At 60.3% G+C, this 19,206-nt stretch carries 15 protein-coding genes; 10 read left to right on the top strand and 5 right to left on the bottom strand.

What is annotated here, in order from left to right:
• Positions 1-55: 55 nt before the first annotated feature.
• Both C4S72_RS18895 and pyk read right to left on the bottom strand, forming a co-directional pair.
• Complete coding sequence (locus C4S72_RS18895; RefSeq protein WP_104004731.1) at positions 56-2,326, bottom strand: Tex family protein; 2,271 nt, start codon at positions 2,324-2,326, stop codon at positions 56-58.
• Between the two features lie 87 nt (positions 2,327-2,413).
• Complete coding sequence (gene pyk, locus C4S72_RS18890) at positions 2,414-3,850, bottom strand: pyruvate kinase (protein WP_104004730.1); 1,437 nt, start codon at positions 3,848-3,850, stop codon at positions 2,414-2,416.
• Positions 3,851-3,966: 116 nt separating this feature from the next.
• On the opposite strand from pyk, the gene C4S72_RS18885 reads away from it, so the two are divergent.
• On the top strand, positions 3,967-6,246 hold the full coding sequence (locus C4S72_RS18885; RefSeq protein WP_104004729.1) for an ATP-binding protein: 2,280 nt from the start codon (positions 3,967-3,969) through the stop codon (positions 6,244-6,246).
• A gap of 1 nt (position 6,247) precedes the next feature.
• Entirely contained in the window at positions 6,248-7,621 is a 1,374-nt protein-coding gene (locus C4S72_RS18880; protein WP_104004728.1) for a sigma-54-dependent transcriptional regulator, read from the top strand.
• Positions 7,622-7,878: 257 nt separating this feature from the next.
• Here the strand turns inward: C4S72_RS18880 and C4S72_RS18875 are convergent, their stop codons facing one another.
• Both C4S72_RS18875 and C4S72_RS26145 read right to left on the bottom strand, forming a co-directional pair.
• On the bottom strand, positions 7,879-9,486 hold the full coding sequence (locus tag C4S72_RS18875; protein ID WP_104004727.1) for a methyl-accepting chemotaxis protein: 1,608 nt from the start codon (positions 9,484-9,486) through the stop codon (positions 7,879-7,881).
• A 194-nt stretch (positions 9,487-9,680) separates the two neighbouring features.
• Positions 9,681-9,803, bottom strand: a complete 123-nt coding sequence (locus tag C4S72_RS26145; protein WP_268807723.1) for a hypothetical protein — start codon at positions 9,801-9,803, stop codon at positions 9,681-9,683.
• A gap of 81 nt (positions 9,804-9,884) precedes the next feature.
• Here C4S72_RS26145 and C4S72_RS18870 point away from each other — a divergent pair, with 81 nt between their 5' ends.
• The 4 genes from C4S72_RS18870 to C4S72_RS18855 all read left to right on the top strand — a co-directional run bounded on the left by C4S72_RS18870 (position 9,885) and on the right by C4S72_RS18855 (position 13,709).
• Positions 9,885-10,871, top strand: coding sequence for a TRAP transporter substrate-binding protein (locus C4S72_RS18870; protein ID WP_104004726.1), 987 nt, complete (start codon positions 9,885-9,887; stop codon positions 10,869-10,871).
• Positions 10,872-11,001: 130 nt separating this feature from the next.
• On the top strand, positions 11,002-11,559 hold the full coding sequence (locus C4S72_RS18865; protein ID WP_104004725.1) for a TRAP transporter small permease: 558 nt from the start codon (positions 11,002-11,004) through the stop codon (positions 11,557-11,559).
• Positions 11,556-12,953, top strand: coding sequence for a TRAP transporter large permease (locus C4S72_RS18860; RefSeq protein WP_104004724.1), 1,398 nt, complete (start codon positions 11,556-11,558; stop codon positions 12,951-12,953). Before C4S72_RS18865 ends, C4S72_RS18860 begins: the two co-directional genes overlap by 4 nt.
• A 255-nt stretch (positions 12,954-13,208) precedes the next feature.
• Positions 13,209-13,709, top strand: a complete 501-nt coding sequence (locus tag C4S72_RS18855) for a hypothetical protein (protein WP_104004723.1) — start codon at positions 13,209-13,211, stop codon at positions 13,707-13,709.
• Positions 13,710-13,776: 67 nt separating this feature from the next.
• Here the strand turns inward: C4S72_RS18855 and C4S72_RS18850 are convergent, their stop codons facing one another.
• Positions 13,777-14,400, bottom strand: a complete 624-nt coding sequence (locus C4S72_RS18850; RefSeq protein WP_104004722.1) for a TetR/AcrR family transcriptional regulator — start codon at positions 14,398-14,400, stop codon at positions 13,777-13,779.
• 289 nt (positions 14,401-14,689) lie between these two features.
• Between C4S72_RS18850 and C4S72_RS18845 the strand changes: the two genes are divergently transcribed.
• The 4 genes from C4S72_RS18845 to C4S72_RS18830 all read left to right on the top strand — a co-directional run bounded on the left by C4S72_RS18845 (position 14,690) and on the right by C4S72_RS18830 (position 19,144).
• Positions 14,690-16,135, top strand: a complete 1,446-nt coding sequence (locus C4S72_RS18845; RefSeq protein WP_160115549.1) for an efflux transporter outer membrane subunit — start codon at positions 14,690-14,692, stop codon at positions 16,133-16,135.
• Positions 16,132-17,670, top strand: coding sequence for an MFS transporter (locus C4S72_RS18840; protein WP_104004720.1), 1,539 nt, complete (start codon positions 16,132-16,134; stop codon positions 17,668-17,670). Before C4S72_RS18845 ends, C4S72_RS18840 begins: the two co-directional genes overlap by 4 nt.
• Positions 17,671-17,708: 38 nt before the next feature.
• A complete protein-coding gene (locus tag C4S72_RS18835; protein ID WP_104004719.1) occupies positions 17,709-18,737 on the top strand; it encodes an HlyD family secretion protein in 1,029 nt (342 codons plus the stop codon).
• Between the two features lie 98 nt (positions 18,738-18,835).
• Positions 18,836-19,144, top strand: a complete 309-nt coding sequence (locus tag C4S72_RS18830) for a DUF190 domain-containing protein (RefSeq protein WP_104004718.1) — start codon at positions 18,836-18,838, stop codon at positions 19,142-19,144.
• The last annotated feature ends 62 nt before the right edge of the window (positions 19,145-19,206 follow it).

The following is a 19,206-nucleotide window of genomic DNA, read 5'->3' as shown; positions in this document are numbered from 1 at the left end:
TCAAAAGACTAAAACGCGGCATTATACGCCCGCCCAAGGGCGGGAGTCATGCACCCTATTTTTTCCCGCGACCCAGGCCCGCTGCGCGCAGTTTAGCGCCCAGGCTGCCTTCGTGAGCCGGCTTCTGCTCACGGCTTGGGGCGCTCTTGTTTGGCTTGCGCTCGGACGCGACCTGGGCCGGGCGTTCGCTCTTCATGCTCAGGCCGATCCGCTTGCGGCGCTCGTCCACCTCAAGCACGCGTACCTGCACGATCTGGCCGCTGGAGACCACGTCATGCGGGTCGCTGACAAAACGATCCGCCAGCTCTGAGACATGCACCAGGCCATCCTGATGTACGCCGATATCCACAAAGGCGCCGAAGTTGGTGACGTTGGTGACCACGCCTTCAAGCTTCATGCCCGGCGTCAGGTCGGCCAGGGTTTCCACCCCTTCCTGAAATTCGACCGAGCGGAACTCCGGTCGCGGGTCGCGCCCAGGCTTTTCCAGTTCGCGGAATACATCGTTTACGGTATAGCTGCCGAAGCCTTCGCTGACAAAGCTGGACGGGTCCAGTGATTTCAGCGCATCCGGTTTCGCCAGCAGTCCGCTCTGGCTCAGCCCCGCCGCCCTGGCGATGGCCGCAACCAGCGAGTAGGACTCAGGGTGTACGGCAGAGTTGTCCAGCGGCTCTTCGCCGTCGCGGATGCGCAGGAAGCCGGCGCACAGCTCGAACGCCTTGGGTCCGAGCCGCTTTACCTTGAGCAGCTGGCGGCGGTTGCTGAACACGCCCGTTTCATCGCGCCAGGCGACGATATTGTCGGCCAGGGCGCTGTTGAGGCCGGAGACATGGCGCAGCAGCGCACTCGAGGCGGTGTTCAGGTCGACACCTACGTGGTTGACGCAGGTTTCGACCACCGCATCCAGCGCTTCGGCCAGCTTCTGCTGGTTCACGTCGTGCTGGTACTGGCCCACGCCGATGGAGCGGGGATCGATCTTCACCAGCTCCGCCAGCGGATCCTGCAGCCGGCGGGCGATGGAAACCGAACCGCGGATGCTCACGTCCAGGTCGGGAAACTCTTTCGCTGCCAGTTCGGAGGCGGAGTAAACCGAGGCACCGGCTTCACTGACGACTACGGGTTGCAGGTTGAGGCTGGTCTCGCGCTTGGCCAGCTCACGGGCGAGCTGCTCGGTCTCCCGCGAAGCGGTGCCGTTGCCGATGGCGATCAGCTCGACGCTATGCTTTTTGCACAGCTTCGCCAGGGTCGCCAGGGATTGGTCCCACTGTTTTTTCGGCACGTGTGGATAGATCGTGGTGTGTTCGAGGAAGCGGCCGGTGGCGTCCACCACAGCGACCTTGACGCCGGTACGCAGGCCCGGGTCCAGCCCCAGGGTGACGCGGGAGCCGGCCGGCGGTGCCAGCAGCAGGTCATTCAGGTTGCGGGCGAACACCTCGATGGCGGCGTCCTCCGACTGCTCACGCAACCGCTTGACCAGCTCGGTCTCCAGCTGCGGCTGGAGTTTTTTACTCCAGCACTGTTCCAGGGTTCGCTGCATCCAGTCGGACAGGGAAGCGGCGCGCAGCTGCCAATGGCGCAGAATCTGCTCGATGCCCAGCTGCTCGCGGCCTTCCGGCAGCTCCAGCTTGTACTTCAGTACCCCTTCCTGCTCACCACGCAGCAGCGCCAGAGCACGGTGGGACGGAATCTTCGCGACCGGCTCCGAATATTCGAAGTAGTCGCGGAACTTGCTGTCAGGATCCGCTTTGCCGCGGGCGGCGCGGCTGACCAGCAGGCCGTACTGCCAGAGCATTTTGCGCAGCGATTCAACCAGATCGGCGGCTTCGGACAGCTGCTCGATCAGGATATGCCGTGCGCCTTCCAGCGCTGAATCGCTGTCGGCGATACCCTTGTCTGCGTCGATAAAAGCTGTCGCGGCTTGTTCTGCTTGCTGTGACGGGTTTTGCAGCAGACTCTCGGCCAGTGGGCCAAGACCTGCTTCGCGCGCCTCCTGTGCCTTGTTGCGGCGCTTGGGGCGGTAGGGAGCGTACAAGTCTTCAAGTCGGGCGCGGTTATCTGCCGCCAGCAGCTCCTTTTTCAGGCCGTCGCTGAGCTGACCGTTGTCCTCGAGTTGGCGCAGAATCGTCTCGCGGCGGCTCTCCAGGTCACGCAGTTGTCCCAGGCGCTGATGCAGGTTACGCAGCTGGGTATCGTCGAGAGCGCCGGTGGCTTCCTTACGGTAGCGGGCGATAAAGGGGACGCTGGCGCCTTCGTCCAGCAGTGCGATGGTGGCGCGCACCTGACCGGGGTTGATGCCAAGGTCACTGGCCAGTCTCTGTTCTATCTGCATGGGGTTTTCCGGGGTGAATGGAGAGCGAATCGAGGTGGAAAAAGCCCCCGCGTGGCGGGGGCTGGATGGCTGTCAGCAACGCGGTGCTCAGGGCACCTGGATGATCTGCATGGAGTTGGTGCCGCCATGCACGCCCAGCTTCTGGCCGCGGGTCAGCAGCACGGTGTCGCCGCTGTTGATCTTGCCGGCGGCAACCAGTCCCGCCAGCGCCTCTTCGTTGAGCTTCGCTTCGCTGGCCTGGGTGGCGTCGAAGAACATCGCTTCCACACCGCGGTAGAGGGCCACGCGACGCATGGTCTGCTCGTTACGGGTCAGCGCGTAGATCGGCAGACCGGAGCGGATACGCGACATCCACAGCGGGGTAGAGCCGGATTCGGTCAGGCAGATGATCGCCTTGATGGTCGGCAGACTGTTGGCGGTGAACATGGCGGAACGGGCGATCGCCTCGTCGCTGCTCTTACAGGCATGTTCCGGCTCGGTGGTGATCGGACGCGACAGCAGGTGCTTCTCGGCGCCCTGGCAGATGCGGGTCATCGCCTGCACTACCTCTACCGGGTATTGGCCGGCAGCGGTCTCTGCGGACAGCATCACCGCATCGGTGCCGTCGAGGATGGCGTTGGCCACGTCAAACACCTCGGCACGGGTCGGCATCGGTGCGGTGATCATGGTTTCCATCATCTGGGTGGCGGTGATGACAACGCGGTTCAGCTCGCGGCCGCGGCGGATGATGTGCTTCTGTACGCCGATCAGCTCGGCATCGCCGATCTCAACGCCCAGGTCGCCTCGGGCCACCATGACGCCGTCGCAGGCAAGGATGATCTCATCCAGCGCCGCTTCGGTAGCGACGGTTTCGGCGCGCTCCACCTTGGCGATGATCTCGGCGCGGCTGCCGGCTTCATCGAGCAGGGCGCGGGCTTCGCGCAGATCGTCGCCGGAGCGCGGGAAGGAGACCGCGACATAGTCCAGGTCCAGCTCGGCCACCACCTTGATGTCGGCCTTGTCTTTTTCGGTCAGCGCGGCAGCGGAAAGACCGCCGCCCTGGCGGTTGATGCCCTTGTTGTTGGAGAGCTTGCCGCCGATGGTCACTTCGGTGTTTATGCGGCTGCCTTCGATGCTGGTAACACGCAGCTGCACGCGGCCATCGTCGAGCAGCAGGATATCGCCTTCAACGCAGTCACCCGGCAGCGCCTTGTAGTCGATGCCAACTTCCTGCTGGTTGCCGGCGTTGGTGTCCAGCGCCGCGTCGAGGACAAAGTGATCGCCGATCTTCAGCGTGATCGGACCCTCGGCAAAGCGGGCGATACGGATCTTCGGTCCCTGGAGGTCGCCCAGGGCCGCGACTGAAATGCCCAGCTTGCGGCTGGCTTCGCGCACCGCCTGAACACGCTGGCGATGATCGTCGGCGCTACCGTGGGAGAAGTTAAGGCGGACAGTATTCACGCCGCTCTGAATCAGCTGTTCCAGAACGCCGGGTTGGTCGGTGGAGGGGCCCAGGGTGGCAACGATCTTGGTACGTTTCAGCATCGGAAGGTCTCTGCTTGCAGTGGAGGACGCCTGTTCGGCGGAGCGCGACTAAAGTAAGATTCAGACACTACAATTTCAAGTCATGCAGGATTTCAACATGGAGATAGGTCGATAAGATGGCGGAAAAAACCGACCCGTCCATCCATCCGCCCAAGGCCTTGCGGCCTGCCATCCTGTTCCTGCTGCTTGCGCTGTTCTCCCTGCTCCTGCTTGAAACCGGCGTGATCAGCCGACAGGAGGCGCTTGAAGATCTGCAGCAGAGTGCCGAGTCTCACCTCGATCGCTATATTATCAGTTTGCAACAGAAGCTGAGCCGCTACAAAGATTTGCCGCATCTGCTCTCGACTCATTCCGATCTACGCTCCGCCGTGGTAGCCGAAGCAGGCGTCCCTGCCATCGACAGCGCCAACCGTTATCTCGAGCAGGTTAACGAGATCATGGGCACCACCGATGCCTACCTGATGAACGCCGAGGGGTTGACCGTGGCGGCCAGCAACTGGCGCAAGGAAGACACCTTTATCGGTCGTAACTTCAGCTTCCGCCCCTATTTCCAGGACGCCATGGCTGGTAACGAAGGTCGTTACTTTGCACTGGGCACCACCTCCAACCGCCGCGGTTATTACTTCTCCAGTCCTCTGCGTCTTGATGGCAAGGTGGTTGGCGCGGTAGTGGTCAAGGTGGATCTGCACGATGTGGAGCGCCACTGGAGTAACCCGCTGATCGATATTCTGGTGACCGACTCCGATGGGATCATCTTTATTTCGACCCGGCCGGAATGGAAGTTTCGCTCGCTGCGGGCGCTCTCCCAGGCCGATCTTGGGCGCATTGTGGATAGCCAGCGCTACGGCGATTACGAGCTGTCGGCGCTGGAAGTGGTTAAACGAGAACCCCTGGCTGAGGGCGGTGAGCTGATTACGCTGCTCGATGGTAAGGAGATCCGCAACGAAGCCCTCGATGGGGTGGAACCGAAAAAGTATGTGCTGCGTCGCAAGCAGGTGCCGGGTACCGGCCTTCATGTCTCGGTACTGGCGAGCCTGGCGCCAGTAGGCGAGGCGATGTGGAGTGCGCTGCTGCTGGTGGGCTTCAGTACCGCCGCCATCACTCTGCTGATCCTGTTCCTGCTGGCGCGTCGTCGTATCGTGCGCGAGCGGGCCCTGTTCCAGCAACGCGAGATGCTGGCGCTGGAGGAGAACGAAGCGCGAGTACGGGCGATTATCGACAACACCCATGCGGGGCTGGTGGTGCTAGATTCCAGCGGTTGTATCGAGTCGATCAATCCCACCGCAGAAATCCTGTTCGGGCAGAGTCTGGAGCGGGTGCGTGGGCACTATTTCAGTCAGCTGCTGACACAACCGGACCGGGTCAAATGCTGGCGCCATATCCTGGCCGATACCGTCGAGCAGGCGGACCTGCTTAACGCGGAGGTCACCGGGCTGCGTGGCGATGGTGGCGAGATTCCGCTGGAGATCACCATCAACCGCATGGCGCTGACCGATGGCCGCCACTTTATCGTCACCCTGCACGACCTGACCGAGCGCAAGGAGCAGGAGGACCGGCTGCGGGCTGCCCAGGAAGCGCTGGAAAGCCGGGTGGAAGAGCGTACCGCCGACCTGAGCCGCGCCAACGACAAGCTGCGCGAAGAGATGGAACAGCACAGCCAGACCCAGAACGAACTGATCCAGACCGCGAAACTTGCGGTCATCGGGCAGATGTCCGCCGGGATCAACCACGAACTGAACCAGCCGCTGACGGCGATCCGCAACTACGCCGATAACGCCCGCGCCTTCCTGGCCCGGGACCGACTGGAAACCGTGGACAGCAATCTCACCGAGATCAGCGGCCTCACCGAGCGCATGAGCCGCATCATCCATCCGCTCAAGGAGTTTGCCCGCAAAAGCAGTAACAGCTCAGAGCTGGTATCGCTCCAGGCGGTGCGCGATGGCGCCATGTCGCTGATGTACGGCCGCTTCGAAAAGGCCGGTGTCGATGTGCACTGGCCGCAGCGGCTGGCTGAATTTTACGTGCTCGGCGACATTCTCAGGCTCGAGCAGGTGCTGGTGAACCTGCTGGCCAACGCGTTGCAGGCGATGGAGCAGAGCCCGGACAAGCGCATCGATGTCAGCATTGAGACCCATGACAAGCGCCTGCTGCTGGCGGTGCGCGACCATGGGCCGGGTATCCCCGAAAAGGATCTTGAACGAGTATTTGAACCCTTCTTCACCACCAAGAAGTCGGGCCAGGGGTTGGGGCTTGGGTTGTCGATCTCCTACAGGATCGTCGAAACCCTGGACGGAAAGCTCACGGCGGCGAATCATCCCGAGGGCGGTGCGGTATTTACCATCGATCTGCCCCGTGGCGTGCGCCCGGAACTGACAGTCCTGCCGGCGGAGGAATAGGATGACAAGCGTTGAAGCGACGATCGCACCGATACTGCTGATCGACGATGAGAAACATATACGACTGGCGGCGGGGCAGACGCTGGAGCTTGAGGGCTACACGGTGGAAGCCCTGCCTTCAGCAGACGGTGTGCTGGAGCGCCTGGATCCGGACTGGCCCGGTGTGATCGTTACCGATATCAACATGCCCGGCATCGATGGCCTGGAGCTGATGCGCCAGGTGCGGGCGGTAGACAGTGAGCTGCCGGTGATACTGATTACCGGACATGGCGATATCTCCATGGCGGTCAGCGCCATACGCGAAGGGGCCTACGACTTTATCGAAAAGCCGTTCGCTTCCGATTTTCTGCTCGATACCGTGCGTCGTGCCGTCGACAAGCGCCGGCTAACGCTGGAAAACCGGCGTCTGCGTCAGGAGCTGGAGATACAGAACACGGCGGGGCCGCGCCTGGTGGGTAAAGACCCGAAAATCGTCGCCCTGCGCAAACTGTGCAAAACAGTGGCGGAGACCCCGGCGGATATTCTGATCCTGGCCGAAACCGGCTCCGGCAAGGATCTGGTGGCGCGCTATATCCATGAGAGCAGTCCGCGGCGGTCGAAAAACTTCGTCGCCATCAACTGCGGCGCGGTGCCGGAAAACCTGATCGAGAGTGAGCTTTTCGGTCACGAGGCGGGTGCTTTTACCGGTGCCAAGGCGCGGCGTATAGGCAAGCTGGAACACGCCAACGGTGGCACACTGTTTCTCGATGAGATCGAGAGCATGCCGATGTCGCTGCAGATCAAACTGCTGCGGGTGCTCGAGGAGCGCGCCATAGAACGTCTGGGTTCCAACCAGCTGATCCCGCTGGATATCCGCGTGGTGGCCGCGGCCAAAATCGATCTGAAAAAACTGGCGGAAGAGGGTAAGTTCCGTGAAGACCTCTACTACCGTCTGAATGTGGTCAGGATCGATATCCCGCCGCTGCGCGAGCGCCGCGAAGATATTTCACTGCTGTTCCAGCATTTCGTACTGGTGGCCTCGGCGCTGTATGGACGCGAGGTGGTGGAGGTTTCCGCCGAGCGCATGCACAGCCTGTTGATGCATGACTGGCCCGGTAACGTGCGTGAGCTGCGTAACCTGGCGGAGCGTTATGTGCTGCTGGGTGAATCCTGCACCTTCGACTTCGACAACCGGCCGATCACCGACGAGGCCCAGGGCAACGGCCTGACCCTGCCGGAACAGGTGGAGCGGTTCGAGCGCATGCTGATCCACACCGAGCTCTCCAAGCATGGCGGTTCGATCAAGGACACCCTGCATGCGCTGGGCCTGCCGCGCAAAACCCTGTACGACAAGATGAAGAAGTACGGACTGGAAAAGGAAGACTACAAGGCGTAAGCGGCGTCGCGCCACGATCAACCGCCAGAGTTTGAAATAACCGCCGTGCCGGGTTCAATCGGCCCGGGGGCGGGCCTCCTACCGGGTGGAGTGGTTGCTTTTGCGTAGGAGCGACGCCCCCGTCGCGATAAACCGCCGTGGTTTGAAATCACTGCGGGGCCATGTCCAATCGGCATGGTGGCGTGCCTATTACCCGGATTTAAAAGAGTGGCGAAAATCCGCCACTCTTTTAAAACTCCTCTAAACTGTCCCCGCAATCAGAGTTTGAATCGGCTCACCATCTGTTCCAGCTGCTGCGACAGATCGCTGAGCTGGTCAGAAACGCTGGCCAGTTCCTGCGCCCGGCTGGCGGTGGTTTCGGCGCCGTCGTTGATCTCGGTGATGCTCTGCTCCACGCTGGTGGCCATCTGGGTCTGCTCGCGTACGGCGCTGGCTACCTGGTGGTTCATATCGTTGATGATACGGACCTCCTCGGCGATGTTGCTCAGGGCATTGGCGGTTTTACGCACATGCTCCACGCCATCGCCGGCACCATCGAGCGCAGTGCGCATTACGGAAACGGCGTCCTTGGCATCCACCTGCAGGTCGCTGATGATCTTGTTGATCTCTTCGGTGGAGGCGTGGGTGCGGCTCGCCAGGGTGCGTACCTCGTCGGCCACCACGGCAAAACCGCGGCCCTGTTCGCCGGCCCGGGCCGCTTCAATGGCGGCGTTCAACGCCAGCAGATTGGTCTGCTCGGCCACCTTCTGAATCACCTCCAGCACCGTGCCCACGTTCTCGCTCTGGGAGTCGAGCCGTTCAATGACGGCGGTCGCGCGCTCGATACTCTGCTTCAGCGACTCGATCGATTCGATGGCGGTCTGGGTCACGCGGGTGCCGTCGGAGCTCTCCTGCAGCGCCAGATCGGAGGCGGAGACGGTGTTTTCGGCACTGGCCTCCACGCTCTTGGTGGCGGCTTCCATCTGTTCCATGGCAGAGGCTACGGAACTGGTCTGCATCTGCTGGCCACGCGCGGCATCGATGGAATGAGTGGCGATGGTACTGATCTGGGAGCTGGAGCTGGCCAGTTTCTGCACCGTTTCATTCACATGCTGAATGCTGGACTGGAAGGTACCCAGCATGGAGTTGAAGGCGGTGGCCATCTGACCGACCTCGTCACCGGACTGGATATCGACACGCTGGCTCAGGTCGGCGTTTTTCTCGATATCGCTCATGGTGCTGGCGAAGGCGTTGATCGGGCGGATAACGATGCGACGGATGATAAAGCTGATCAGCAGTACGCCGGCAATAAACAGAGCCAGTTCCACCAGCGCCACGTTGCGCAGGTTCTTGAGAATCTCGCCGTCGACCCGGGCGAAGTCATAGGTGACACGGACGGCGCCCAGCACCGTGCCTTCTTCGACCTGGTGACAGAGCAGGCAGTTGGTGCCCTTGTATTCGCTCAGTGCCTTCATCGGCGTGACCACGGTCAGACGGTGGCCCTTGCTGTCGTTGAACTCTTCAACCACGTGCTCGCCGCTCATGGCGCGCTCATCCAGCTCGTCCATAACGACGGAGTCTTCGCTGCCGGGACCGTACATATCGGTGACGGGAGCGCCGCGGATGATACGGGCCTCGGTGACCGATTCGTTGCTGAGAATCTTCTGCTGCAGGGTGCCGCGGTTCTGCATGGCGCCGCTGAGCATCAGGATATTGATGCTGTCGAAGTAGGAATCAGCGGTAGCGAGCGTGGTGAATTCCGCCACGTCACGGCTGAGTGAGCCCTCGCTGCGGTATATGGCCGTCAGTGAGCTGGCAAATACGATCAGGAACACAATCGCCAGCGAGAGGTTCACTTTAGTCTGTATAGAGAGGGCCTTCTTCACTGCACCGTTCATCCTTTGATATGGGGTGGCTACTTAATAGGGCTTTCGGCATGTTGCGCAAATTCTATAGTCCGTTCAATACGAAAGGTCTTTATGGCGCAAAAAGAATACATCTTATTGACCTGGAGAGTGGTTTTCAGTTTGGGCGAACTACCGCCTGTTTTCATTTTTCGATGTGTGGAAATCCGCCGATTTCACGCTTCTTCCGCCAGACCCGTTTTCGCCTCTTGCTGGTTGCTGTTTCTTAAGTTTCTGAATTTTTTGAGTTTTTGGCGTTTGTTGAAATATTTTTCATATTTGGCATCGGTTTTGCTCATCTATGGTACTGCCGGGATTTCCCCAAGATGCCGGCGACAATAACGACGACTAACAACGATAAATGTTTCAGGAGAAGTAAAATGCGTCTACTGACTGCCGCAGTTACCACCGTTGCCCTCACCCTGGGTGCCCAGATCGCCAGCGCCGCTCCGATCGAGATCAAGTTTTCCCACGTGGTTGCCGAAAACACCCCTAAAGGCAAGATGGCGCTCAAGTTCAAGGAGCTGGTGGAAGAGCGTATGGGAGACGAAGTAAGCGTTTCCGTATTCCCTAACTCCCAGCTGTTCGGTGACGACAAGGTGCTGGAGGCGATGCTGCTGGGCGATGTCCAGATGGCGGCTCCGTCCCTCTCCAAATTCCAGAAGTACACCCCGAGCCTGCAGGTATTCGACCTGCCGTTCCTGTTCAACGACATGGCCGCGGTTGATCGCTTCCAGCAGGGTGAAACCGGCCAGGAACTGCTCAACTCTCTGAACAAGCGTGGCCTGGTTGGTCTGGGCTACCTGCACAACGGCATGAAGCAGATGTCTGCCAACCAGCCGCTGCGTGTACCGGCCGATGCTGATGGCAAGAAATTCCGCATCATGACCTCTGATGTGCTGCAGGCGCAGTTCGAAGCTGTCGGCGGTGTGCCGCTGAAAAAGCCGTTCTCTGAAGTGTTCACCCTGCTGCAGACCAAGGCGATCGACGGTGCCGAAAACCCCTGGTCCAACATCTACTCCAAGAAGTTCCACGAAGTTCAGCCTTACATCACTGAAACCAACCACGGTCTGCTCGACTACATGGTTGTGACCTCTGCCGAGTTCTGGAATGGCCTGGACGACGACCTGCGTGTTGAAGTCAAAAAGGCGCTGGACGAAGCCATTGCCTACGGCAACCAGATCTCCCAGGAACAGGATGCCGCCGACCGTCAGGCGATCATCGACTCCGGTCGTTCTGAAGTGATCGAGATCACTCCGGAAGAACGTCAGCAGTGGGTTGATGCCATGAAGCCGGTTTGGAAACAGTTCGAAGACGAGATCGGTTCTGACCTGATCGACGCTGCGCTGAAATCCAACGAAGGCTAATCTCCCCGCGCTACATACCGCCCGGATGGCTTCCATCCGGGCTCCTTCTACTGCCGTCAGGGATGTAGAGGAAAGGCCCGGGGTCTCCCCTGTGCGTCTGTCGCACCACGGCTGGATAGAGGTTTAAATCATGGCTGTACGTAATTTGGTCACCCAGATTGAGGAGGCGATCCTGTCTCTGCTGCTGGTGAGCGTGACCCTCCTGGTTTTCGCTGAAGTGGTTGCCCGCTTCGGTTTCAACGCAGGTATCCACTGGGCGCAGGAAGCAACACTGCTGCTGGCCGGCTGGTTTGTCCTTTTCGGCGCCTCCTATGGCGTGAAAGTGGGTGCTCACATCGGTGTCGATGTGTTTGTCCGCATGTTGCCGAACAAACTGCATCGTGCTGTGACCCTGCTTGCGATCGCACTGTGCGTTGTTTATTGCATTCTCTTCCTGATCGGCTCCTGGGAGTACGTGATGAAGATGAAGATGATCGGCATCGAACTGGAGGATATCCCGGTACCCAAATGGACGGCATCCACCATCCTGATTATCGGTTTTGTACTGTTGATCATCCGTTTCCTGCAACTGGGCTGGAAGGTGTTCCGCGGTGAGGCCGATGGCTTTGCCTTTGCTGACGAAGCGGAAGAAAGTATGCACCTGGCTAACGAACTGAAAGAAGCTGAGCAGAAGGAGAATCGCTCATGACCACTGCGATGCTCTTTATCATGCTGTTCGGCTGCATGCTGATGGGCATGCCGATCGCGATTGCACTGGGACTTTCCAGCGTGACCACGATTCTGCTGTTCTCCAACGACTCGCTGGCGTCGATCGCACTGAAGCTGTTTGAGGCGACCTCTTCGCACTACACGCTGCTGGCGATCCCGTTCTTTATTCTGTCGTCTGCGTTTCTGTCTACCGGCGGTGTGGCGAAGCGTCTGATCAACTTCGCCGTCGATGCGATCGGTCACGTTCGTGGCGGTCTGGCGATGGCGTCCGTTATGGCGTGCATGCTGTTCGCTGCAGTGTCCGGTTCTTCTCCGGCCACCGTGGCGGCGATCGGTTCTATCGTTATCGCCGGTATGGTGCGCTCAGGTTATCCGGAAGCGTTCGGCGCTGGTGTTATCGCCAACGCCGGTACCCTGGGTATCCTGATTCCGCCGTCTATCGTGATGCTGGTTTACTCCGCAGCGACTGAAGTTTCTGCATCGCGCATGTTCATGGCGGGTTTTATCCCCGGCATCATGATGGGCCTGATCCTGATGATCGCGATCTACATCGCGGCGCGGATCATGAAGCTGCCGGCGCAGCCGTTCCCGGGCTTTGGTGCGCTGGCGCGCTCCGGTCTGATCGCGTTGGGCGGCCTGATGCTGATCATCATCGTGCTGGGTTCCATCTACGGTGGTGTTGCGTCGCCCACCGAAGCGGCTTCAGTGGCGGCGATTTACGCCTACCTGATTGCCGTGATGGGCTATCGCGATATAGGGCCGCTCAAGGGTGTGGCCTGGCGTAAGGATGGCGAAGGCATGGCCGGCATGGTGCTGCGTAATACTGGCATGATGCTGCTGGCGTTCCCGAAATCGGTGACCCACCCGGAAGTGCGTAAGGTGTTTGTGGATGCGTCCAAGGTCTCCATGATGCTGCTGTTCATCATCGCCAACGCGATGCTGTTCGCCCACGTACTGACCACCGAGCGTATCCCGCATCAGATCGCCGAAGTGATAGTTGACTGGGGTCTGCCGGCCTGGGGCTTCCTGATCGTGGTGAACATCCTGCTGCTGATCGCCGGTAACTTCATGGAGCCGTCCGCGATCCTGCTGATCATGGCGCCGATCCTGTTCCCGATCGCCACTCAGCTGGGTATCGATCCGATCCACCTGGGTATCATCATGGTGGTGAACATGGAGATCGGCATGCTGACGCCGCCGGTGGGGCTTAACCTCTTTGTCACCGCCGGTATTACCGGTCGCGACATGATCTGGGTGATCAAGGCCTGCGCGCCCTGGCTCTGCCTGCTGCTGTTCTTCCTGATACTGATCACGTATATACCGCAGATATCACTGTTCCTGCCGGAGTATATCGACAAGCTGCACGGCTACTGATCTGCTGACCCATTCCTAGAACAGGAGATCCGGAAGCACCGGCAGGACGCCGGTTCTTCCGCCAACACTCTTCCTGAAACCGAGTGTTTTACGCCGCTGTGGCTTCTACTGCAGCGGCTTTTTTGTTTCTGCGGAACGGGCGGTCAGCGCGGAAAAGTCTGTTCGATAACATAGTGTGCGAGTCGGATATGAGGGGCGTAATTCTGGTTGTATAATGCGGGGTTAATTTTTGAGCAGTTGTGGGGATATGCATTAATGCTGGGTACGATTGCGGCGGTCTGGGGATTCTGCGGAATTCTGATGCTGTTCAGTAGCGCCATCTATCGACTGGGCGCGCTGGCTCTGGAGATGCCTGTGCACAGCTTCAGCTGGTATCACTGGGTGGCTTTGGTGGCCTGTGTGCTGTTCATGGGGTTTGCCGAGGGGTACCGCGGTTTCCAGCAGAACTTCTCACCGCGGGTGGCGGCGCGCCTGCTTTATCTGCAGCGTAACGTGACCCCTGCGCGTCTGATCTTTGCGCCGTTTTTCGGTATGGGCTACTTCCACGCGACTCGCAAGCGCCAGATCATCTCGATCTGCCTGACCGCGGGCATCGTGGTGCTGGTGATGATCGTGCGCCAGATGGAGCAACCCTGGCGCGGAATTATCGATAGCGGTGTGGTGCTGGGTCTGGCCTGGGGCATAGTGTCGCTGGCGGCGTTTACCTTCAGGGCGTTTTCGCGGCCGGGTTATTCGGTCTCGCCTGAGACGCCCTGAGCAGTGCACCGATATCTGCTGTTTTAAGCCCCCGCGAGGGGGCTTTTTCGTTGTGGCTGCTCGATGCTTAAGGCTGCTTCGTGGCGTAAGCGCGCAGAAATGTATCCACGGCCAGAGTCACCCAGCGATCGATCTGCGCTTCTGAAGGCAGGGCGTTGGGATGGGTCAGCGCCTCCAGGTTACTGATACCGCGCAGCATGCCGATAAAGATCCTTCCCGCATCGGCGGTACCCACGGCGTGCAGGTCCAGCTCGCCTTTCTCTGCAGCCAGCTCCAGGTGCCCGGAGACCATCGGGTCGATCACGTTGGGGCCCACCAGGAAGAAGCGCCGCGCAAGGTTGGGAAAGTGGGGCGCCTCGGAGATGATCACCCGCAGCAGAGCCATGGCGCTGGAGGAGAGTGCCAGGTCCATGTAGGCATGCGCGATGGTGTGAAGACGGGAGCGCAGGTCGCCTTCGTTGACCGCCATCGCGGCGAATTCCGTGTGCATCCTGGAGCAGAGATGCTCGATGGCGTCGCAGAACAGCTCTTCCTTGGTGGCATAGCGAGTGTAGATGGTGGCTTTGGATACACCCGCCGCCCGCTGGATCATGTCGGTAGTGGCGCCACTGAATCCGTGTTGCAGGAACACGTCGGCAGCGGCACTGAGGATCGCCTGGCGTTTGTGGTCGGGTTTTGCACTCTGCTCCATGTGGCACCTTGTTATTGTGTGTTGATCTGTATGGATCGGTATTAGGGCGGGGCAAACTATAACCAGCTGGCCTGGCCGTCTCAATAGCAACGGGTTTTGTGCAGGTATTCAATTGATTTAAGTTAAATCTGTACTACTCGGTTCACTAAATCAAACCCAATTTAATCTGTATTAAATCGCTATATAAAATTAAACTGTACTGTCTAGTTTAGTTTTACGAGTGATTTTGTTGCGTATGTTCCCGAGTAGTCGATCCCTTCCCCGACGTTATCCATCGGTTCTCCTGAGTATGATGGCGGCCTGTCTGGCCCTTGCAGGCTGTGCGCCGATGGTCGAGGTCGATAATCCCGCAGAATCCGGGGTGATGGATGTAGATCTGCCGCTGGCCCAGCAGAACTCGCTGCTCAGTGATGCGATGCTGCCTTCGCAATGGTGGCAGCTGTTCGGTGATGACACGCTGAACTGGCTTGAGCAGCAGGCGGTGTCGGCAAGCCCTGAGCGCCAACTGGCGGCATTGCAGGTTGAGGCGCAGGCCGCGCGGCTGGGACTGGTGCAGTCGCAGGGCAATCCGCAGCTCGGTCTGGGTGCGGCTTACAGCCGTTCCGGTATCAGCGAAAACTCGCCCTCGGCCCGTATTGGTGGCAGCCCCAAGGCGCATGACTATTGGGAGCTGGGGATACAGGCAAGCTGGGAGCTGGATCTGTTCGGCTACCTGGATCAGCTCGAGCAGGGCGCCCGTGAAAGGGCGATGGCGAGTCGCTTCAACCAGCAGGCGGTGGCTATCTCCAATGCGGCGACAATTGCCCGTCACTATATGCTGCTGCGGGTGAGCGAGCAGCAGCTGCAGTGGAGTCAGCAACGGGTAGAGCTTTACCAGACACTGGTGGAACTGACCCAAAGCCGCGTGCGCAACGGTGTTGCCACCGAGACCGATGTGGCCGAGGTTCAGGCGCAACTGGCATCGGCCCTGGCGGATCTGGCGCCGCTGCAGCAGCAGCGGGAGCAGCAGCAGAACCTGCTGGAGCAGATGCTGGGGCTCAAGCCTCATGCGCTGGATCAGCGTCTCGCAAGCGGCGTATCGCTGCCAGAGTTACCAGCGTCCGTGCCGGTTGGCGTTCCCAGCAGCGAGGTGCGCAAGCGTCCCGATATTCTGCGTGCCGAGGCTCAGCTGAAGGCGGCTCTGGCGGATCTGGGTGCGGCGCAGGCGGATTTCTACCCACGCCTGAGACTGACCGGCAGCTACGACCGGGAGGCGTTTGAGCTGGATAATCTGGGCAGCTGGGGCAGCCGTGCTTTCTCGGTGGGGCCGAGTCTCTATCTGCCGATTTTCCAGGGCGGGCGTCTGCGTCGCACGCTGGAGCTGGCCGATCTGCATCAGCAACAGGCAGGGATCCGTTATGTCACCACGGTGCTGGATGCCTGGCATGAGGTGGACGATGCCCTGAGCAGTCATCAACTGATGACGCAGCGCTATGCGCGTCTGAACGAAGCGATGGAGCGGCAGCAGGACGCCTTTAACCGTACCGAACACGCCGAGTCCGAAGGCTATGCCAGCCGTATGGATGTGTTGCAGGCGCGCCTCAACCTGATCGCCCGCTCCCAGCAACGGGCCGCGGGCCAGGCCGAGGCAGCACTGAGTATCGTCTCGCTATACCGGGCCTTGGGCGGTGGCTGGCAACAGCAGGCGGACAACGCCGGTGAAGCCGATCTGGCCTCGGCAGGTGATGCTTCATGAGTGCAGCTCAGGCCGCAGCGCCGAGTGCCACGCCCCAGGGCGGCCAGTCGATATATGACTGGCGCGTGCTTTCCGGACTGCTCGGTATTCTGCTGGCGGCGATGATGTCGGGCCTCAGCAACCGGGTGGTTGGCCTGGGCATGACCGATATCAGCGGTGCGCTGGGGATCGATCATGATATGGCAGGCTGGCTCGACTCCGCCTATGCCGCCGGTGAGCTGGCGGCGATGCCTTTTGCCACCTGGTTTGCGATCACCTTTTCCCTGCGCCGCTTTCACCTGGGCATGCAGGTGGTGGTTGTGCTGTTGGCGCTGATCATCCCAGAGGTGACCAACTATCAGGCTCTGCTGGTACTGCGTGGCCTGCAGGGGCTGTTTGCCGGCGCCATGATCCCGCTGCTGATGATGGCGGCGCTGCGCTTTCTGCCGGCGCCCATACGTCTGCACGGCCTGGCGCTCTATGCGATGACCGCTACGCTGGCGCCCAACGTGGCCGTGTGGATCGCTGCGTATTGTCTCGATACCTTGCATGACTGGCGCTGGCTCTACTGGCAGCTGGTGATTATCGGCGCGATCTCGATACCGCTGGTGGCCTGGGGCGTTCCGAAGATGCCGCCGGCGTACGAGCGCATCAAGCAGGGTAACTGGATCGGGATGCTGATCGGCTTTCCGGGGCTGGTGATCATTGCGTTGACCACCAGCCAGGCGGTGCGCCTCGACTGGCTGAATTCATCGCTGGTGCAGGCCGGATTCGTCACCGGCGGCGGCCTGTTTCTGCTGTTTTTGATCAGCGAGTGGTTCCATCCGGCCCCGTTTATCAAGCTGCAGTTGCTGGGGCGGCGCAACCTTGGGCTCGGTTTTACCGTCTTCTTCTGCCTGCTGTTGGGAATGGCCGCCGGTGTGGGCCTGCCGATGAATCTGTTGAGTGGGATGCAGGGTTTTCGTATCGAACAGATGACCGGGCTTGGCCTGATTGTCGGTCTGCCGCAGATCGTGCTGGGTTCGGTGATGGCTATTCTGCTGTATCAGCGCTGGGTCGATGCACGTTACCTGTTTGCCTGCGGCCTGTTCCTGATAGCGATGGGCTGTCTGACCAACTCGCACCTGACCAGCGAATGGATGGTGGATCAGTTCTTTATCGGCCAGGTGCTGCAGACGCTGGGGCAGCCGATGGCGGTGGTGCCGCTGCTGTTTCTCGGCACCAGCGTGGTACAGCCGTTCGAAGGTCCCTTTGTCTCCGGCATCATCAATACGATGCGCGCCTTTGGCACCCTGTTCAGCGGCGCCATGGTGGGTGAGCTGATGCACAGCCGGCAGACCTTTCACAGCGAGATATTGCGAGGCCAGACCAGCTACTGGCTTTCGCAACCGGATACCGGCGCCAGTGTCGGGGAGCTGGGGCGCATCGTTAACCAGCAGGCACTGGTGTTGGCTGGGGCGGATATCTACGAGATTTACGGCGTGCTGATGCTGCTGCTGATCCCGCTGGTGCTGTGCCTTAAATATATCCCCGCGCCCCAGGTGAAGCCTGAGTAATCCGCATCATTAATGAATGACTGAAACACGGAAATAGCATGTCCAAGAGTACGCGATCCATCATCCTTGCCACCGTCGCCCTGTTCCTGATCGGGGCGGGTATCTATCTGTTCAACGGCGATGAGGGTGCAAGCGCCACGCAGGTCACCGACGATGCCTATCTGCGCGCCGACTTTACCGTCGTGGCGCCACGCATTACCGGCGAGGTCGCCGCTCTGCACGTGGAGGATTACCAGCCCGTCAATGCCGGCGATCCGCTGGTCGATATCGATGATCGTGACCTGAAGCTGGCGCTGCAGCAGGCCGAGGCTGAACAGGCTCGGGCCGAGGCACAGGTCGATACGCTGGCGCAGCAGATCGAACGGCAGAAGAGCCAGGTGGCCAAGGCGCTGGCGGTGATTGAGGTCGACCGCTCAAAGCTGACCCTGGCGAAAGCGGATTTTCAGCGCTTCAGCAATCTGGCCAATGAGGGCTCGGGTACCCGTCAGGCCAAGGAGCGCGCCCGCGCCGAGCTGGATGGCCTTAAGGCGACCGCGGCCCGGGACGAGGCGGAGTTGAACGCCGCCCGTCAGCAGGTTGAGGTGCTCAAGGCGCAACTGAAGGCGGCCGAAGCCGGTCAGGCGGCCAGCGTTAGCGCTGTGGATAACGCCAAACTGCAGCTTTCCTACGCGCATATCGCTGCGCCGGTGAGTGGCGTGGTGGCGCAGCGTCGTGCCCGTGTCGGCGGCTATGTGCATCCGGGCGATGCGTTGCTGGCGCTGGTGCCCCTGGATCAGATCTATGTGCAGGCGAATTTTCGTGAAACCCAGCTGACCCATATGCAGCCGGGCCAGAAGGTCAGCATCAGTGTGGACAGCTTCCCGGATCTGGAGCTGGAGGGCGTGGTGGATAACATAGGCCCTGCCAGCAGCGTCTCCTTCTCACCGGTGGCGCCGCATAACGCTACCGGCAACTTCACCAAGATCGTTCAGCGTCTGCCGGTTAAGATCCGTCTGACCTCGGCGCCGGAAAAACTTGCGTCCTTGCGCGTGGGCATGTCGGTTATCACGCAGGTTCAAGTACGCTAACAGGATATTGAAACGCTATCTGCGTTGCCGAATGCGGCGTTAAACACCCTGTGTTACAGGATCAGTGCTGCGGCCCCAGTGCCGTATCGGAGGAAAAGATGGACGGTTATCAGCTCACTTTTTACACCCAGCAGGATCGCCAGCACGAAGGCCGGGGAGTGGCCCAGTGGGTGATGGATGAGGCGCTTAAGCTGGGTGTGCGCGGCGCCACCATGAACGCCTCGGTGGAGGGTATCGGCCACGACGGCAAGTCCCATATGGTCAACATGTTCGACCTGTCGGAGCAGCCTATACAGGTCACCATTGTGGCGGAGGCGCAAGCTTGCGACGCGCTGCTGGAGCACTTCAAGGACCGCGGCCTCAACCTGTTTTACACCCGAATGCCGGTCAGCTTCGGCTATCTATGACTGGCCCTATTCTCCACCCATAAAAAATCCCCAGCCTGCCGCAGCAGGGTGGGGAGTGGAGA

It is taken from the genome of Marinobacterium lutimaris (genome assembly GCF_900108065.1).
In the GTDB taxonomy this organism is placed as follows: Bacteria; Pseudomonadota; Gammaproteobacteria; order Pseudomonadales; family Balneatricaceae; genus Marinobacterium_D; species Marinobacterium_D lutimaris.
The sequence above is the reverse complement of the archived record's forward strand: the minus strand, read 5'-3'. Positions and strand labels throughout refer to the sequence as shown.

Coding starts and splice junctions, on each gene's coding strand:
- C4S72_RS18895 (WP_104004731.1), bottom strand. CDS start 2,326: ATGCAGATAGAACAGAGACTGGCCAGTGACCTTGGCATCAACCCCGGT.
- pyk (WP_104004730.1), bottom strand. CDS start 3,850: ATGCTGAAACGTACCAAGATCGTTGCCACCCTGGGCCCCTCCACCGAC.
- C4S72_RS18885 (WP_104004729.1), top strand. CDS start 3,967: ATGGCGGAAAAAACCGACCCGTCCATCCATCCGCCCAAGGCCTTGCGG.
- C4S72_RS18880 (WP_104004728.1), top strand. CDS start 6,248: ATGACAAGCGTTGAAGCGACGATCGCACCGATACTGCTGATCGACGAT.
- C4S72_RS26145 (WP_268807723.1), bottom strand. CDS start 9,803: ATGAGCAAAACCGATGCCAAATATGAAAAATATTTCAACAAACGCCAA.
- C4S72_RS18870 (WP_104004726.1), top strand. CDS start 9,885: ATGCGTCTACTGACTGCCGCAGTTACCACCGTTGCCCTCACCCTGGGT.
- C4S72_RS18865 (WP_104004725.1), top strand. CDS start 11,002: ATGGCTGTACGTAATTTGGTCACCCAGATTGAGGAGGCGATCCTGTCT.
- C4S72_RS18860 (WP_104004724.1), top strand. CDS start 11,556: ATGACCACTGCGATGCTCTTTATCATGCTGTTCGGCTGCATGCTGATG.
- C4S72_RS18855 (WP_104004723.1), top strand. CDS start 13,209: ATGCTGGGTACGATTGCGGCGGTCTGGGGATTCTGCGGAATTCTGATG.
- C4S72_RS18850 (WP_104004722.1), bottom strand. CDS start 14,400: ATGGAGCAGAGTGCAAAACCCGACCACAAACGCCAGGCGATCCTCAGT.
- C4S72_RS18845 (WP_160115549.1), top strand. CDS start 14,690: ATGATGGCGGCCTGTCTGGCCCTTGCAGGCTGTGCGCCGATGGTCGAG.
- C4S72_RS18840 (WP_104004720.1), top strand. CDS start 16,132: ATGAGTGCAGCTCAGGCCGCAGCGCCGAGTGCCACGCCCCAGGGCGGC.
- C4S72_RS18835 (WP_104004719.1), top strand. CDS start 17,709: ATGTCCAAGAGTACGCGATCCATCATCCTTGCCACCGTCGCCCTGTTC.
- C4S72_RS18830 (WP_104004718.1), top strand. CDS start 18,836: ATGGACGGTTATCAGCTCACTTTTTACACCCAGCAGGATCGCCAGCAC.